The organism is Pseudomonas sp. GW822-FHT07A10, from assembly GCF_058798795.1.
Map to the genome: position 1 here is coordinate 316,002 of NZ_JBXAKV010000004.1, position 16,443 is coordinate 332,444.

Genomic DNA, 16,443 nt, shown 5'->3' on the forward strand with positions numbered 1-16,443 from the left:
GGGAATTGTTCCAGCGCTTTACCCACGCCCCTGCAGATAGGTCGCGTAATCCGGGATGCGGTGTTCGTGAGCCTGATCCATCAACGGGCTGCTGAGCAGGTAGTCGGCGCTGCATTCGTTGCAGGCCACGGGGATGTTCCACACCGCCGCGACCCGCAGTAATGCCTTGATGTCCGGGTCGTGGGGTTGCGGTTCGAACGGGTCCCAGAAGAACACCAGCATGTCGACCCGCTGCTCGGCGATTTGCGCGCCGAGTTGCTGGTCGCCGCCCAGTGGACCGCTGATCATGCTTTCCACCGACAGGCCGAGGCGTTGTTGCAACAACAACCCCGTGGTGCCGGTGGCGACCAGTTCATGCTGCGCGAGTTTGTCTTTCTGTCGCTCGGCCCAGTCCAGCAAAAACACTTTGCAGTGGTCATGGGCGACCAGGGCGATACGCTTGCGCGCTGCCATGGTCTTTTGCGTAAAGCTGATACCGATCATCGGTTGCTGCTCCACGGTTTACTCGGCGTTGCAGAGCGCCAGGCAGTTATCGAGCATGCGGTTGGAGAAGCCCCACTCGTTGTCGTACCAGGCCAGCACTTTGAGCAGCTTGCCGCTGGACTTAGTGTGGTTGGCGTCGAAGATCGACGACAGCGGGTTGTGGTTGAAGTCGCTGGATACCAGCGGCAGGGCGTTGTAGCCGAGAATCTTCGAGTGTTGGCTGGCTTGTTTGAGCAGCGCATTCACTTCATCGGCCGACGCTTCGCGCTTGAGCTGCACGGTCAGGTCCACCAGCGACACGTTGATCACCGGAACACGCACTGCCATGCCGGTCAGTTTGCCCGCCAGGTCCGGCAGCACCAGGCCTACCGCTTCAGCGGCGCCGGTCTTGCTCGGGATCATGTTCTGGGTGGCGGAACGGGCGCGGTACGGGTCGGTGTGGTAGACGTCGGTCAGGTTCTGGTCGTTGGTGTAGGCATGGATGGTGGTCATCAGACCGCTTTCGATGCCCAGCTCGCGGTGCAGCACCTGGGCCACCGGGGCCAGGCAGTTGGTGGTGCACGAGGCGTTGGAAATGATCTGGTGCGACTGGCGCAGAATGTCGTGGTTAACCCCATAAACCACAGTGGCGTCGGCGCCTTTGGCCGGGGCCGAGATGATCACTTTACGTGCGCCGGCCGTAATATGGGCGGCGGCTTTGGCGCGGTCGGTGAACAGACCAGTGCATTCGAATACGACGTCGACCTTCTCCGCGGCCCAAGGCAATTCGGCCGGGTTGCGAATGGCGCTGACCGAAATACGGTCGCCGTTGACGGTCAGGCTTTCCTGATCGTGCTGGACATCGGCATCGAATGTGCCGTGAACGGTGTCGTATTTCAGGAGGTGAGCATTCATCGAGCTGTCGCCCAGGTCGTTGATTGCCACGATCTGCAGATCCTGGCGATAGCCTTGGGTATACAGTGCGCGCAGGACATTACGGCCGATACGGCCAAAACCATTGATTGCGATTCGAAGAGTCATTTACAGCGCCGCCGTCGTTTTGTTGTTGGAATTACAAGATTATTCGCAAAAAAATAGAAAACAAGCCTTTTTAGTGGCAATATTTTGTTTTATCTACAACGAGTGACCTGAATCAACTGGTCCGAATGATCAAGAAAGCCGTCTGTCATCCCGATCACAACGGCGTTTGATCAGCATAGACAATCAGGTCGCCACATCCGTTAGCCTGGAGTTCTACACATGCATCCCCGCGTCCTTGAGGTCACCGAACGGCTTATCGCCCGCAGCCGCGCCACACGTGAGGCTTACCTTGCATTGATCCGTGGCGCCGCCAGTGACGGCCCGATGCGTGGCAAGCTGCAATGCGCCAACTTCGCCCACGGCGTGGCCGGATGTGGCAGCGACGACAAGCACAGCTTGCGGATGATGAACTCCGCCAACATCGCAATTGTTTCGTCATATAACGACATGCTCTCGGCGCACCAGCCGTACGAAGTCTTTCCTGAACAGATCAAAAAAGCCCTGCGCGAAATCGGCTCCGTCGGCCAGTTCGCCGGTGGTACCCCGGCCATGTGCGATGGCGTGACCCAGGGCGAACCGGGCATGGAACTGAGCCTGCCGAGCCGTGAAGTGATCGCGTTGTCCACCGCCGTGGCGCTGTCCCACAACATGTTCGACGGCGCGCTGATGCTCGGCATCTGCGACAAGATCGTGCCGGGCCTGATGATGGGCGCGTTGCGCTTCGGTCATCTGCCGATGATTTTCGTGCCGGGCGGGCCGATGGTGTCGGGCATCTCCAACAAGCAGAAAGCCGATGTGCGTCAGCGCTACGCCGAAGGCAAGGCGACCCGCGAAGAGCTGCTGGAATCGGAGATGAAGTCCTACCACAGCCCTGGCACCTGCACCTTCTACGGCACCGCCAACACCAACCAGTTGCTGATGGAAGTCATGGGCCTGCACTTGCCAGGCGCCTCGTTCGTCAACCCGAACACCCCGTTGCGCGATGCCCTGACCCGCGAAGCGGCGCATCAGGTCACGCGCCTGACCAAGCAGAATGGCAACTTCCTGCCGATCGGCGAAATCGTCGACGAGCGTTCGCTGGTCAACTCCATCGTGGCCCTGCACGCCACCGGCGGCTCGACCAACCACACTTTGCACATGCCGGCCATCGCCATGGCCGCAGGCATCCAGTTGACTTGGCAGGACATGGCCGACCTCTCCGAGGTGGTGCCGACCCTGAGCCACGTGTACCCGAACGGCAAAGCCGACATCAACCACTTCCAGGCAGCGGGCGGCATGTCGTTCCTGATCCGCGAACTGCTGGAAGCCGGCCTGCTCCACGAAAACGTCAACACCGTGCTCGGCCACGGCCTGAGCCGCTACACCAAAGAGCCGTTCCTCGAAAACGGCGAGCTGGTCTGGCGCGAAGGCCCGATCGAAAGCCTCGACGAAAACATCCTGCGCCCCGTAGCTCGGGCATTCTCGGCAGAGGGCGGTTTGCGCGTGATGGAAGGCAATCTCGGTCGTGGCGTGATGAAGGTCTCGGCGGTCGCGCTGGAAAACCAAGTCGTCGAAGCCCCGGCCATGGTGTTCCAGGATCAACAGGACCTGGCCGATGCATTCAAGGCTGGTCTGCTGGAGAAGGATTTTGTCGCGGTAATGCGCTTCCAGGGCCCGCGTTCCAACGGCATGCCGGAACTGCACAAGATGACGCCATTCCTCGGTGTGTTGCAGGACCGTGGCTTCAAAGTTGCGTTGGTGACTGACGGGCGCATGTCCGGCGCCTCAGGGAAAATCCCGGCGGCGATCCACGTCAGCCCCGAAGCTTATGTGGGCGGCGCTTTGGCACGGGTGCGTGAGGGCGATATCATCCGCGTCGATGGCGTCAAAGGCACCCTGGAGCTTAAGGTGGACGCCGAAGAATTCGCAGCACGCGAGCCGGCCAAAGGTCTGTTGGGCAACAACATCGGCACCGGTCGCGAACTGTTTGGTTTCATGCGCATGGCCTTCAGCTCCGCAGAGCAAGGCGCCAGCGCCTTTACTTCTGCCCTGGAGACGCTTAATTGAAACTGGCTTTGGTCGGTGATATCGGTGGGACCAACGCACGTTTCGCGTTGTGGAAAAACCAGCAGCTGGAATCGGTCCAGGTGCTGGCAACGGCAGACCACGCCACCCCGGAAGAAGCGATTGCGCTGTACCTGAGCGGGCTCGGCCTGGCGCCGGGTTCGATCGGTTCGGTGTGCCTCTCGGTGGCCGGCCCTGTGAGCGGTGATGAATTCAAGTTCACCAACAATCACTGGCGGCTCAGCCGCAAGGGTTTCTGCAAGACTTTGCAGGTGGATCAACTGCTGCTGGTCAACGATTTCTCAGCCATGGCGCTGGGCATGACCCGATTGCAGCCGGGCGAGTTCCGGGTGGTCTGCGAAGGCACGCCGGAACCGTTGCGGCCAGCAGTGGTAATCGGTCCGGGTACAGGCTTGGGCGTAGGCACGTTGCTCGATCTGGGCGAGGGCCGTTTTGCCGCGTTGCCGGGGGAGGGTGGTCACGTCGATCTGCCGCTGAGCAGCCCGCGGGAAACCCAACTGTGGCAACACATCTACAACGAGATCGGCCATGTCAGCGCTGAAACGGCATTGAGCGGCAGTGGTTTGCCGCGAGTGTACCGGGCGATCTGCGCGGTGGATGGTCACACGCCTGTGCTCGACACACCTGAGGCGATCACGGCGGCCGGGCTGGCGGGTGATCCGATTGCCCTGGAAGTGCTTGAGCAGTTCTGCTGCTGGCTCGGCCGCGTGGCCGGCAACAATGTGCTGACCACCGGTGCACGGGGTGGTGTGTACATCGTTGGCGGGGTGATTCCACGGTTTGCCGACTTTTTCGTTAAAAGCGGTTTCGCCCGGTGCTTTGCCGACAAGGGTTGCATGAGCGATTACTTCAAGGGCATTCCGGTGTGGCTGGTGACAGCGCCGTATTCCGGCCTTGTTGGCGCGGGTGTGGCGCTGGAGCAGGCCTGAGACCTGTGGCGAGGGGGCTTGTCGGAACGCCGCACCGCCCCGTTCGGCTGCGAAGCAGTCGTAAAAAAGGACCGCTACGCGATCCAACGGGGGCAAGCCCCCTCGCCACAAATCCGCGCACGTCATCAGATTTCCGTAAGGCATAATCCTCCCCAACACAAACAACAAGGATGCCGCCGTGAGCTCAGTCAACAAGTCGATTTTGTTGGTCGATGACGATCAAGAGATACGCGAGTTGCTGGACACCTACCTGACCCGTGCCGGTTTCCAGGTCCGCACCACGCCCGATGGCGCAGGCTTTCGTCAGGCGCTGAACGAGGCGCCGAGCGATCTGGTGATCCTCGACGTGATGCTGCCGGACGAAGATGGTTTCAGCCTCTGCCGCTGGATCCGCCAGCACCCGCGCCAGGCCCACGTGCCGATCATCATGCTCACCGCCAGTTCCGATGAGGCCGATCGTGTCATCGGCCTGGAATTGGGCGCCGACGACTACCTCGGCAAACCCTTCAGCCCCCGTGAATTGCAGGCGCGGATCAAAGCCTTGTTGCGCCGCGCGCAGTTTGGTCAGGAGCGTTCCGGCGGTGAAGTGCTGGCCTTCGACGACTGGCGGCTGGACATGGTCAGCCATCGGCTGTTCCACACCGACGGCGAGGAAGTGATTCTCTCCGGCGCCGATTTCGCCCTGCTGAAACTGTTCCTCGATCACCCCCAGGAAATCCTCGACCGCGACACCATCGGCAACGCCACCCGTGGCCGTGACCTGATGCCGCTCGATCGCATCGTCGACATGGCGGTCAGCCGTTTGCGCCAGCGCCTGCGCGACACCGAAAAGCCGCCGCGGCTGATCCGGACCGTGCGTGGCAGCGGCTACCAATTGGCAGCCAACGTGGTTGCCGGCAATGGTCACTGAGTTCCTGCGCAAGCTCGCCGGGCGCGTGCCGGTGCCGCGCTCGCTGCTCGGGCGCATGTTGCTGCTGACCCTGTTGGCGGTGCTGTTTGCCCAGACGCTGTCGAGCGTGATCTGGGTTTCGCAACTGCGTGCTACCCAACTCGAAGGCCTGGTCACCAGCGCCCGCAGCCTGGCCCATTCGATGACGGCCAGCGTCAGTTATTTCCGCTCGTTGCCGGTGGCGTTCAGGCCGCTGGTGCTCGACCAGTTGCGCAGCATGGGCGGCACCCGGTTCGTGGTGACCCTCAACGACAAACCCTTGGGCATGGAAGTGCTGCCGATCACGCCGCGCAAAGAAGCGGTGCTCAAAGCGGTGGACGAAGTGCTGCGCCAGTCGCTGGGCCAGGACGCGGATATTTCGGTGACGTTCGTCAGCCCCGAAGACCTGCGGATCTTCAATAGCGGGCTGAAACTCGATGAATTGCCACGCTCCTGGGCGCACTACGCGTTGACCCTGGAGCCAGTGAACCCACCGGTGCTGGTCACGCAAATCCAGATGGCGCCGGGGGAATGGCTGTACATCGCTTCGCTGTTGCCCGAGCCCTACACCAGTCTCGAAGAGCAAGGCCTGCCGGCACAGCAAGTCTGGTTCATCGTACTCACCAGCGGCTTCTTACTCCTGTTCATTGGCCTGCTGGTGCACTGGCAGAGCCGGCCACTCAAGCGATTGGCGCGGGCGGCGCGGGACATGTCCCTGGGGGCCGACGTCGAACCAGTCGCTCAGGGCGGCGGCAGTGAGGTGGTGGAAGTCGGTCGCGCGTTCAATGCAATGCGTGAACGCATCAGCCGTTACCTGACTGAGCGCAGCCAGTTGTTCAGCGCGATTTCCCATGACTTGCGCACACCGATCACTCGGTTGCGACTGCGGGTCGAATTGCTTGAAGACGAAAAGCTGCAAGCCAAGTTCGGTCGCGATCTGGATGAGCTGGAGTTGCTGGTCAAAGGCGCGCTGCAATGCGTGAAAGACACTGACATCCACGAAAACATCGAACCGGTGGACCTCAATCATGTGCTCGACTGCCTGGTGGAACCGTATCTGGCGCCTAACGGCAATGGCCGCGTGACTCAGCAGGGGCGGGCGCTGGCGCCGTATCCCGGCAAGCCACTGGCGCTCAAGCGCTGCATTGGCAACCTGATCGACAACGCCTTGAAGTACGGGCAGAACGCGCATCTGCACATCGATGACGACGAGAGCGCGTTCGTCCTGCATGTCGACGACGAAGGTCCGGGCGTGCCGGAGCAGCGGCTGGAGCAAGTGTTCGAGCCGCACTTCCGCCTGGCCGGGCAGCAGCAGGGTTATGGCCTGGGGCTGGGGATTGCACGCAACATTGCCCATAGCCATGGCGGTGAAGTCAGCCTGCAAAACCTGCGTGAAGGCGGGTTGCGCGTGACGTTGCAGTTGCCGCGACCAATGGATTGAAAGCGACCCTGTGGTGAGGGAGCTTGCTCCCGTTGGGGCGCGGAGCGGCCCTGAAAGCGGGACTGCTGCGCAGTCCAACGGGGGCAAGCCCCCTCGCCACAAGTAACCACTCACTTCAAAATTGGGGTGAATGTCACAGCTCGGTGACAAAAGCCGCCCCCTTCGTTACCTGCCCGCCACCGACCGTTGTTTAGACTGGTCCCAGTCATAACAACAAAAAAAGGTACCGCATGGACACCTTCCAACCCGCCTTCAGCAGTTGGCTGAACGCGCCTGCCCATCAGCAATGGCTCGGCGCCGAAGGCCTGCGCCTGTTGGCGTTTGCCAAGGCTTCAAAACTCCCCGAAGGTTTCGGCAACCTTGATGAAAAGGGGCGCCTGGCGGCCAACGCGCAAGCCGAAACCATGAACACCGCGCGCATGACCCACAGCTTCGCCATGGCCCACATCCAGGGTTTGCCGGGGTTCGCCGAGCTGGTGGATCACGGCATCAAAGCCCTCAGCGGGCCGCTGCGTGACGCCGAACACGGTGGCTGGTTCGCCACGCCCGAACACCGCGACGGCAATACCGGCAAAGCCGCTTACCTGCATGCCTTCGTGGCGTTGGCCGCGAGTTCTGCGGTGGTTGCCCAGCGTCCCGGTGCGCAAGCCTTGCTCGATGATGCGATCCACATCATCGACAGCCATTTCTGGAGCGAGGAGGAGGGCGCCATGCGCGAGTCCTTCAACCGCGACTTCAGTTGCGAGGAGGCCTATCGCGGCGCCAACAGCAACATGCACGCCACCGAAGCCTTCCTCGCCCTGGCCGATGTCACCGAGGACCACCGCTGGCTGATTCGCGCGCAGCGCATCGTCGAGCGTGTCATTCACGAACACGCCGCCGCCAACGATTACCTGGTGGTCGAGCATTTCGACCGCGACTGGCAGCCGCTGCGCGACTACAACCACGACAACCCAGCCGACGGTTTCCGCCCTTACGGCACCACGCCGGGTCATGGTTTCGAATGGGCGCGGTTGTTACTGCACCTTGAAGCGGCGCGGGTACAGGCCGGGATGCTCACGCCGGGCTGGCTGGCCACCGATGCGCAAAAACTCTTCGAACACAATTGCCGTCACGGCTGGGACGTCGACGGTGCGCCGGGCATCGTCTACACCCTCGACTGGGACAATCGCGCGGTGGTTCGTCATCGTTTGCACTGGACTCATTGCGAAGCCAGCGCCGCCGCCAGTGCGCTGCTAAAACGCACCGGTGATGAGCAATACGAGCGTTGGTACCGACTGTTCTGGGAATTCTGTGACAGTCATTTCATCGACCGCTGCGATGGCAGCTGGCATCACGAGCTCGATCCGCTGAACCGCCCGAGCGCCGATATCTGGGCCGGTAAACCTGACCTGTATCACGCCTGGCAAGCCGTATTGATCCCGCGCCTGCCATTGGCGCCGAGCATGGCCAGTGCGCTGGGGCAGTTGTCCCAGAGCATTCCTGTGTAACCATGTGGTGACATTCGCGCGTCCCTTCGTTACCTGCGAAGGGCTATCCCCTGTTTAAAATCCTATGCAGCGCAAGCACCAGACTTGCATGCATAACAACAAGAAAGGTACTACTAGATGAATGCGATTTCTCGCCTCGCTACTGTCATTTCTCTCGCTTCACTGCTTCCCGTTGCTGCATTCCCGATCAGTGCCCTTGCCGCCGATTCCAAAGGTTCGGTGGAAGTCGTTCACTGGTGGACGTCTGGTGGTGAAAAAGCGGCTGTCGATGTGCTCAAGGCTCAAGTCGAAAAAGACGGTTTCACCTGGAAAGACGGCGCAGTCGCCGGCGGTGGCGGTGCCACAGCTATGACCGTACTCAAAAGCCGCGCCGTGGCCGGTAACCCGCCGGGCGTAGCGCAGATCAAAGGTCCGGACATTCAGGAATGGGCGTCTACCGGTCTGCTCGATACCGACGTCTTGAAAGACGCTGCCAAAGCTGAGAAGTGGGACAGCCTGCTCGACAAGAAAGTCTCCGATACCGTGAAGTACGACGGTAACTATGTGGCCGTGCCGGTGAACATTCACCGCGTCAACTGGTTGTGGATCAATCCGGAAGTCTTCAAGAAAGCCGGCATCGAAAAAGCGCCAACCACCCTTCAGGAATTCTACGCGGCCGGTGACAAGCTCAAGGCTGCGGGCTTCATCGCGCTTGCCCACGGTGGCCAGCCTTGGCAAGACAGCACCGTGTTCGAAGCGGTGGTCCTGTCGGTCATGGGCGTCGATGGCTACAAGAAAGCCCTGGTCGACCTGGATAACGCGGCGCTGACCGGTCCTGACATGGTCAAGGCGCTGACCGAGCTGAAGAAAGTCGCGACCTACATGGACGCCGACGGCAAAGGCCAGGACTGGAACCTGGAGGCAGCCAAGGTCATCAACGGCAAGGCCGGCATGCAGATCATGGGTGACTGGGCCAAGAGCGAGTGGACAGCGGCCAAGAAAGTCGCCGGCAAGGATTACGAGTGCGTAGCCTTCCCGGGCACCGACAAGGCCTTCACCTACAACATCGACTCGCTGGCCGTGTTCAAGCAGAAAGACAAGGGCACTGCTGCAGCTCAGCAGGACATTGCCAAGGTCGTGCTGGGTGAGAACTTCCAGAAAGTCTTCAGCATCAACAAGGGCTCGATCCCGGTTCGAAACGACATGCTGAGCGACATGGGCAAGTACGGTTTTGACTCGTGCGCCCAGACGGCTGCCAAAGACTTCCTGGCGGACGCCAAGTCCGGTGGCTTGCAGCCGAGCATGGCGCACAACATGGCGACCACGCTGGCGGTACAGGGTGCTTTCTTTGATGTCGTGACCAACTTCATCAACGATCCGAAAGCCGATCCTGCCACTGCCGCCAAGCAACTCGGCACTGCCATTAAAGCGGCCAAGTAATGCTTGGCCTGTAGGAGCCGGCTTGCTGGCGATAGCGATGTGTCATTCAACGCAGATGTCGACTGACACACCGCCTTCGCCAGCAAGCCGGCTCCTACAGGGGACCTGCCCGAATTCTCTCTCTCTCGTACTGGATCTTCCCATGAGTTCTGTTGCTGTGTTCAGCAAGGCCTCGCCGTTCGATGCGCTGCAGCGCTGGCTCCCCAAGCTGGTGCTGGCGCCGAGCATGTTCATTGTTCTGGTGGGGTTCTATGGCTATATCCTGTGGACCTTCGTCCTGTCGTTCACCACTTCGACTTTCCTGCCGACTTACAAATGGGCAGGTCTGGCGCAGTACCAGCGGCTGTTCGACAACGATCGCTGGTGGGTAGCGAGCAAGAACCTGGCGCTTTTCGGCGGCATGTTCATCGGCATCACCCTGGTGATCGGTGTGTTGCTGGCGGTGTTTCTTGATCAGCGCATTCGTCGCGAAGGTTTCATTCGCACCATTTACCTGTACCCGATGGCGCTTTCGATGATCGTCACCGGTACCGCCTGGAAGTGGCTGCTCAACCCGGGCATGGGCCTGGACAAATTGCTGCGTGACTGGGGCTGGGAAGGCTTTCGCCTGGACTGGCTGATCGATCCGGATCGCGTTGTGTATTGCCTGGTGATCGCGGCGGTATGGCAAGCCTCGGGCTTCATCATGGCGATGTTCCTCGCCGGTCTGCGTGGCGTTGATCAATCGATCATCCGTGCCGCCCAGATCGATGGCGCGAGCATGCCGCGCATTTACCTGAAGGTGGTGTTGCCGAGCCTGCGCCCGGTGTTCTTCAGCGCAGTGATGATCCTGGCCCACATCGCTATCAAGAGTTTCGACCTGGTGGCGGCAATGACCGCCGGTGGCCCGGGTTATTCCTCCGATCTGCCTGCGATGTTCATGTATTCCTTCACCTTCAGTCGCGGCCAGATGGGCATGGGCTCGGCCAGTGCGATTCTGATGCTCGGTGCGATTCTCGCGATCATCGTGCCTTACCTGTACTCCGAGCTGAGGGCCAAACGTCATGACTAGTTTCGCTGCCAAACCTGCCATCAGCCTGAGTCGCATCGCGATCTATGGCGTGCTGCTCCTTGCGGTATTGCTGTACCTGATACCGCTGGTGGTCATGCTGTTGACCAGTTTCAAGACGCCGGAAGATATCAACTCCGGCAACCTGCTGAGCTGGCCGACCGTGGTCAGCGGTATTGGCTGGATCAAGGCCTGGGGCACGGTTGACGGGTACTTCTGGAACTCGATCAAGATCACCGTTCCGGCGGTAATGATCTCCACGGCCATCGGTGCGTTGAACGGCTATGTGCTGTCGATGTGGCGCTTTCGCGGGTCGCAGTTGTTCTTCGGCCTGCTGCTGTTCGGTTGCTTCCTGCCATTCCAGACGGTCCTGCTGCCGGCCTCGTTCACCCTCGGCAAGATGGGCCTGGCCAGCACAACGACAGGCCTGGTGTTCGTGCACGTGGTCTACGGCCTGGCGTTCACCACGCTGTTTTTCCGTAACTACTACGTCAGCGTTCCCGATGCACTGGTGAAAGCGGCGCGGCTCGATGGCGCGGGGTTCTTCACCATCTTCCGCTTGATCATCCTGCCGATGTCCACCCCGATCATCATGGTCTGCCTGATCTGGCAGTTCACTCAGATCTGGAACGACTTCCTGTTCGGCGTGGTGTTCTCAAGCGGTGACTCGCAACCCATTACGGTGGCGTTGAACAACTTGGTCAACACCAGTACCGGGGCCAAGGAATACAACGTTGATATGGCGGCGGCAATGATCGCCGGGTTGCCAACCCTGCTGGTCTATGTGGTCGCAGGTAAGTATTTCGTGCGCGGGCTGACGGCCGGCGCAGTCAAGGGGTAATCATGGCTACGCTCGAACTTCGCAATGTAAACAAAACCTATGGCCCCGGCCTGCCGGACACCCTCAAGAACATTGAGCTGTCGATCAAGGACGGTGAATTCCTGATTCTTGTGGGCCCTTCGGGTTGCGGTAAATCGACCCTGATGAATTGCATCGCCGGCCTTGAGACCATCACCGGCGGCGCGATCATGATCGGTGACCAGGACGTCAGCGGCATGAGCCCCAAAGACCGCGACATCGCCATGGTGTTCCAGTCCTACGCGCTGTACCCGACCATGAGCGTGCGCGAAAACATCGCCTTCGGTTTGAAGATCCGCAAGATGCCTGCCGCCGACATCGACGCGGAAGTCGCTCGCGTGGCCAAGTTGCTGCAAATCGAACACCTGCTCAACCGCAAGCCGGGTCAACTCTCCGGTGGTCAGCAACAGCGCGTGGCCATGGGCCGGGCGTTGGCGCGTCGGCCGAAGATCTACCTGTTCGACGAACCGCTGTCCAACCTCGACGCCAAGCTGCGGGTCGAGATGCGCACCGAAATGAAACTGATGCACCAGCGCCTGAAAACCACCACGGTCTACGTGACCCACGACCAGATTGAAGCGATGACCCTGGGCGACAAAGTGGCGGTGATGAAGGACGGGATCATCCAGCAGTTCGGTACGCCGAAAGACATCTACAACAACCCGGCCAACCTGTTCGTGGCGAGCTTCATCGGTTCGCCGCCGATGAACTTCATTCCCCTGCGTTTGCAGCGCAAGGACGGCCGTCTGTTGGCGTTGCTCGACAGTGGTCAGGCGCGCTGCGAATTGCCGCTGGGCATGCAGGACGCCGGGCTCGAAGACCGCGAAGTGATCCTCGGCATGCGCCCGGAGCAAATCGTGCTGGCGAACGGCGAAGCCAACGGCCTGCCGACCATCCGCGCCGAAGTGCAGGTCACCGAACCGACCGGTCCCGACACCCTGGTATTCGTCAATCTCAACGACACCAAGGTCTGCTGCCGTCTGGCACCGGACGTCGCACCGGCCCCGGGCGAGACCCTGACGCTGCAATTCGATCCATCGAAAGTGCTGCTGTTCGATGCCAAGACCGGTGAGCGTCTGGGCGTTGCCGGCCTGCCAAAAACCGAAGCTCACAGCGCCAACGTGGCCCAGTTCAAAGGCCGCTGAAGATCAAATGTGGGAGCGAGCAAGCCCGCTCTCACAGGGGGGATTAGTGGCGGATGGAGACATCCGTCGCAATCGATGTAAACCGCGTTAGATAAAAACAGTTAATAACAATAAAACGAGGATGTAGGGATGAAGAAGAAGAACAACGCTCAACTGATCTGCCAATTGTCAGCGGTTGCGGCGATGATGCTGGCCGGTAGCGCACACGCGGCTGACGCGTTCAGTGCCGATTCCCAGTGGATGACGGGGGACTGGGGTGGTGAGCGGACCAAGCTGATCGAGCAAGGTATCGACATCAAGGCCGACTACGTCGGTGAAGTGGGCGCCAACCTGCACGGCGGCTACAACGACGACAAAACGGCGCGTTACGCCGACCAGTTTGGTCTGGGCGTGGCGCTGGACCTGCAAAAACTGTGGGGCTGGGATAACACCCAGGCCAAGATCCAGCTCACCAACCGTAACGGTCAGAACATCTCCAATGACCGTGTCGGCGACCCGCGTGCCGGCACCTTGAGTTCCTCCCAGGAAGTCTACGGTCGTGGCCACATGGTCCGTCTGACCCAGCTGTGGATCAAGCATCAGTTCCTCGACGGGAAACTGGACGTCAAGGCTGGTTACTTCGGCGAAGGCGAAGACTTCAACACCTTCCCTTGCGAGTTCCAGAACCTGGCATTCTGCGGTTCCCAGGCGGGTAACTGGGCGACCGGTATCTGGTACAACTGGCCGGTCATGCAGGCGGCGGTTCGCGTGAAGTACAACATCACGCCTGAGTTCTATGCGCAGATCGGCGCGTACAACCAGAACCCATCGCAACTTGAGCACGGTAACGGCTTCAAGCTCAGCGGCAGTGGTACCAAAGGTACCGTCTTGCCGGTTGAATTGGTCTGGTCGCCGAAGGTCAACAACCTGCCGGGCGAATACCGTGTCGGTTACTACAAGAGCACGGCCGACGCCGATGACGTCCGTAAAGACGACAACGGCAATGATGCAGCGACCACCGGCAATGCCTATCGCAGCCATGACAGCAAGCACGGTTACTGGTTCGTGGCGCAGCAACAACTGACCACCCATAACGGTGATGCTTCGCGCGGTCTGAACATCGCGGCCAACGCCACCTTCCACGACAAGGACACCAACTTCGTCGACAACTACCAGTCGCTGATGTTTGTTTACAAGGGCCCGTTCGATGCGCGTCCAAAAGACGACGTCGGGATCGGTTTCTCCCGTATCCATGTCAACGATGACGTGAAGAAAAACTCCGAGTTGGTCAACGCCGCCAATGGTGTCACCGACTACAACGATCCACTGTTCGCGCCACTGCGCAGCACCGAGTACAACTACGAGATCAACTACGGTTTCCACGTTACCAACTGGCTGACGGTGCGTCCTAACTTGCAATACATCACTCACCCGGGTGGTGTGGATGAAGTTGATAACGCGCTGGTCGCCGGCCTGAAAATTCAGTCGGTGTTCTAACGCTGTTGCGATAAGCTCCTCTCTATGTGCGCATATTTGCGGACGGCCATGGCTGTCCGCTTTTTTTTGGGGGTGGCGCACCCTCGGGTGACAGATGATTTTCAGGACCGTGGCACATGCTTGAGCATCCGCTACAACGCTTCTTCAAATCCTTGCGCGAACGTCCGGTGTTTGCGTGGGAGCGCTATCAGATGCGCGACGTGCTGGTGATCGACCATCCGCTGTGTCAGGCGGTGTTCAGTCGTCAGGGCGCGCAGTTGCTGCACTTCCAGCCAAAGGGTCAGAAACCCTGGCTGTGGTGCGCGGCGAAATGGCCGCACGTGGGTGCGATTCGCGGCGGCGTGCCGGTGTGTTGGCCGTGGTATGGCCGCCACCCAAGCGAAAACGCCTGGCCGTCCCATGGCTGGGCGCGCCTGCTGGACTGGAAGTTACTCGACAGCAGCAGTGACGACGATGGCGTGCACCTGCACTGGCAGTTACAGCTGTGCGACTGGCAAGTGGACTTGCACGCGCACCTGGGCGAACGCATGGATTTGCACTTGAGCACGGAGCATCAGGACGACATGCCGTGCCAGTTGAGTCAGGCGTTGCACGCCTATTGGCGTATTGGTGACGTCGGTGAGGTAGCGCTGTCTGGGCTCGAAGGAGCGCAAGGTTACGACCAGTTGAACCGCCAGGTTTGCCAACAGGAAGGCGAGTTGCGGGTCGACGGTGGGTGTCAGCGGGTGTTCCAGCATGACGGCGAATTGCAGCTCAAGGACCACGCCTGGCAGCGCGAACTGTGCATCGACACCGGTGATCATGCAGACACGGTGGTCTGGCATCCCGGCTCGCGGCCATTGCTGGGCGTGAGCTGGAATGAGATTTCCGAGTTCGTCTGTGTGGAAGCGGCCAGCGGCGGCACCGACAGCCTGTGCCTGGCGCCGGGGGAGAGGGCGCATCTGAGTTTGCAGGCGCGGGTTGGGGCATAGCCGATGCGCACAACCTTTGTGGCGAGGGGGCTTGCCCCCGTTGGGCCGCGAAGCGGCCCCAAAATCACCAGCGCGACATTCTGCTCAAGCCGCGTTTGCCAGGTTTACGACTGCTGCGCAGCCGAACGGGGGCAAGCCCCCTCGCCACAGGGGGTTAATTAAACTCATCCCCAATCGGATACCGACTGGCATTGAGGCTTTCCTTGATCTTGCGCAAATGCGGCTGGAAATCCACGCCTCGGCGCAAGGTCATGCCGGTGGCGAGCACATCGAGCACGGTCAGCTGAATGATCCGCGAGGTCATCGGCATGTAAATGTCGGTGTCTTCCGGCAACGGAATGTTCAGGCTCAAGGTACTGGCCTTGGCCAGCGGCGAACCCTCGGCCGTCAGCCCCAGCACCGAAGCGCCGTTTTCCCGGGCGATGCGTGCCACTTCCACCAGTTCGCGGGTACGGCCGGTGTAGGAGATGATCACGAATAACTCACCGGTGTGGGCCACCGAGGCAATCATGCGTTGCATCAGCACATCGGCATGGGCGGTGACGGCGAGGTTGAAGCGGAAGAACTTGTGCTGCGCATCCAGTGCCACCGGGGCCGAGGCGCCGAGGCCGAAGAAGTGGATCTGCCGGGCCTGGATCAACAGGTCGACGGCGCGGCTGATCAGGTTCGGGTCCAGTGCCTGGCAGGCGCTGTCCAGGGACGCGATGGCGCTGCCGAAGATCTTCTGGGTGTAAGCCTCGGGGTTGTCGTCGGCTTCCACCGCACGGCTGACATACGCCGCGCCGCTGGCCAGGCTCTGGGCCAGCTGCAGTTTCAGTTCAGGGTAGCCGCTGACACCGAATGAGCGGCAGAAACGGTTGACCGTCGGCTCACTGACCGACGCGGCCTGGGCGAGGGCGGCGATGCTGAACCGGGTCGCCTGCTGTGGGTTGAGCAGGATCACTTCGGCGACTTTGCGTTCTGCCTTGTTCAGGTCTTCGAGGCGACTCTGGATCTGTTCCAGTAAATTTCGCACGCGGTCCATATGGGGTTCCTAAATTCACCTGCGCAAACAAGCGCTCGGCTATGCAAATTGGGCCTTTGATACGGCCCATAACGGTGGCCTATCCTACTGATGGCTCCGACCGACCACCACTCGGAATCTATATTTTGCGAAAATGTTGTGGTTAT

Annotated in this window: 14 protein-coding genes; 11 read left to right on the forward strand and 3 right to left on the reverse strand. The window is 60.5% G+C overall.

Features of this window, described 5'->3' with window-relative positions; translation table 11 throughout:
- Positions 1 to 18: 18 nt before the first annotated feature.
- Together AC1RL4_RS09750 and gap are read right to left on the reverse strand one after the other, a co-directional pair.
- The gene (locus AC1RL4_RS09750) at positions 19 to 483 is read right to left on the reverse strand and encodes a methylglyoxal synthase (protein ID WP_204124643.1); all 465 of its coding nucleotides are present in this window, start codon (positions 481 to 483) and stop codon (positions 19 to 21) included.
- 18 nt (positions 484 to 501) lie between these two features.
- The gene (gene gap / locus AC1RL4_RS09755; protein ID WP_018926476.1) at positions 502 to 1,503 is read right to left on the reverse strand and encodes a type I glyceraldehyde-3-phosphate dehydrogenase; all 1,002 of its coding nucleotides are present in this window, start codon (positions 1,501 to 1,503) and stop codon (positions 502 to 504) included.
- Positions 1,504 to 1,722: 219 nt separating this feature from the next.
- Here gap and edd point away from each other — a divergent pair, with 219 nt between their 5' ends.
- The 11 genes from edd to AC1RL4_RS09810 all read left to right on the forward strand — a co-directional run bounded on the left by edd (position 1,723) and on the right by AC1RL4_RS09810 (position 15,273).
- Positions 1,723 to 3,549 carry a phosphogluconate dehydratase gene (gene edd, locus AC1RL4_RS09760; RefSeq protein ID WP_019581468.1) on the forward strand — a complete coding sequence of 609 codons (1,827 nt, stop codon included), beginning with the start codon at positions 1,723 to 1,725 and terminating at the stop codon, positions 3,547 to 3,549.
- The gene (locus tag AC1RL4_RS09765; RefSeq protein ID WP_019581467.1) at positions 3,546 to 4,496 is read left to right on the forward strand and encodes a glucokinase; all 951 of its coding nucleotides are present in this window, start codon (positions 3,546 to 3,548) and stop codon (positions 4,494 to 4,496) included. Before edd ends, AC1RL4_RS09765 begins: the two co-directional genes overlap by 4 nt.
- A gap of 178 nt (positions 4,497 to 4,674) precedes the next feature.
- Positions 4,675 to 5,406, forward strand: coding sequence for a response regulator (locus tag AC1RL4_RS09770; RefSeq protein WP_007934711.1), 732 nt, complete (start codon positions 4,675 to 4,677; stop codon positions 5,404 to 5,406).
- On the forward strand, positions 5,396 to 6,865 hold the full coding sequence (locus tag AC1RL4_RS09775) for an ATP-binding protein (protein WP_018926473.1): 1,470 nt from the start codon (positions 5,396 to 5,398) through the stop codon (positions 6,863 to 6,865). The genes AC1RL4_RS09770 and AC1RL4_RS09775 overlap by 11 nt, the downstream gene beginning before the upstream one ends.
- Positions 6,866 to 7,095: 230 nt before the next feature.
- On the forward strand, positions 7,096 to 8,355 hold the full coding sequence (locus AC1RL4_RS09780) for a D-mannose isomerase (protein ID WP_493119580.1): 1,260 nt from the start codon (positions 7,096 to 7,098) through the stop codon (positions 8,353 to 8,355).
- Positions 8,356 to 8,472: 117 nt separating this feature from the next.
- Entirely contained in the window at positions 8,473 to 9,774 is a 1,302-nt protein-coding gene (locus AC1RL4_RS09785) for an ABC transporter substrate-binding protein (RefSeq protein WP_096480959.1), read from the forward strand.
- 142 nt (positions 9,775 to 9,916) lie between these two features.
- Positions 9,917 to 10,825 (forward strand): carbohydrate ABC transporter permease, encoded by a 909-nt coding sequence (locus tag AC1RL4_RS09790; protein WP_018926470.1) that lies wholly within the window; start codon positions 9,917 to 9,919, stop codon positions 10,823 to 10,825.
- Positions 10,818 to 11,663, forward strand: coding sequence for a carbohydrate ABC transporter permease (locus tag AC1RL4_RS09795; protein WP_019581464.1), 846 nt, complete (start codon positions 10,818 to 10,820; stop codon positions 11,661 to 11,663). Before AC1RL4_RS09790 ends, AC1RL4_RS09795 begins: the two co-directional genes overlap by 8 nt.
- 2 nt (positions 11,664 to 11,665) lie before the next feature.
- The gene (locus tag AC1RL4_RS09800; RefSeq protein ID WP_018926468.1) at positions 11,666 to 12,826 is read left to right on the forward strand and encodes an ABC transporter ATP-binding protein; all 1,161 of its coding nucleotides are present in this window, start codon (positions 11,666 to 11,668) and stop codon (positions 12,824 to 12,826) included.
- A gap of 129 nt (positions 12,827 to 12,955) precedes the next feature.
- Complete coding sequence (locus AC1RL4_RS09805) at positions 12,956 to 14,302, forward strand: carbohydrate porin (RefSeq protein WP_028939406.1); 1,347 nt, start codon at positions 12,956 to 12,958, stop codon at positions 14,300 to 14,302.
- A gap of 116 nt (positions 14,303 to 14,418) precedes the next feature.
- Positions 14,419 to 15,273: a D-hexose-6-phosphate mutarotase gene (locus AC1RL4_RS09810; RefSeq protein WP_028939405.1), complete on the forward strand. Its 855-nt coding sequence runs from the start codon at positions 14,419 to 14,421 to the stop codon at positions 15,271 to 15,273.
- A gap of 154 nt (positions 15,274 to 15,427) precedes the next feature.
- Here the strand turns inward: AC1RL4_RS09810 and AC1RL4_RS09815 are convergent, their stop codons facing one another.
- Complete coding sequence (locus AC1RL4_RS09815) at positions 15,428 to 16,288, reverse strand: MurR/RpiR family transcriptional regulator (protein WP_172901244.1); 861 nt, start codon at positions 16,286 to 16,288, stop codon at positions 15,428 to 15,430.
- Positions 16,289 to 16,443 lie beyond the last annotated feature (155 nt).

Excerpts from the sequence above, each read along its gene's own strand:
- AC1RL4_RS09790 (WP_018926470.1), top strand. The coding sequence starts at position 9,917 with ATGAGTTCTGTTGCTGTGTTCAGCAAGGCCTCGCCGTTCGATGCGCTG.
- AC1RL4_RS09805 (WP_028939406.1), top strand. The coding sequence starts at position 12,956 with ATGAAGAAGAAGAACAACGCTCAACTGATCTGCCAATTGTCAGCGGTT.
- AC1RL4_RS09810 (WP_028939405.1), top strand. The coding sequence starts at position 14,419 with ATGCTTGAGCATCCGCTACAACGCTTCTTCAAATCCTTGCGCGAACGT.
- AC1RL4_RS09800 (WP_018926468.1), top strand. The coding sequence starts at position 11,666 with ATGGCTACGCTCGAACTTCGCAATGTAAACAAAACCTATGGCCCCGGC.
- AC1RL4_RS09780 (WP_493119580.1), top strand. The coding sequence starts at position 7,096 with ATGGACACCTTCCAACCCGCCTTCAGCAGTTGGCTGAACGCGCCTGCC.
- AC1RL4_RS09785 (WP_096480959.1), top strand. The coding sequence starts at position 8,473 with ATGAATGCGATTTCTCGCCTCGCTACTGTCATTTCTCTCGCTTCACTG.
- AC1RL4_RS09775 (WP_018926473.1), top strand. The coding sequence starts at position 5,396 with ATGGTCACTGAGTTCCTGCGCAAGCTCGCCGGGCGCGTGCCGGTGCCG.
- AC1RL4_RS09795 (WP_019581464.1), top strand. The coding sequence starts at position 10,818 with ATGACTAGTTTCGCTGCCAAACCTGCCATCAGCCTGAGTCGCATCGCG.
- edd (WP_019581468.1), top strand. The coding sequence starts at position 1,723 with ATGCATCCCCGCGTCCTTGAGGTCACCGAACGGCTTATCGCCCGCAGC.
- AC1RL4_RS09750 (WP_204124643.1), bottom strand. The coding sequence starts at position 483 with ATGATCGGTATCAGCTTTACGCAAAAGACCATGGCAGCGCGCAAGCGT.
- gap (WP_018926476.1), bottom strand. The coding sequence starts at position 1,503 with ATGACTCTTCGAATCGCAATCAATGGTTTTGGCCGTATCGGCCGTAAT.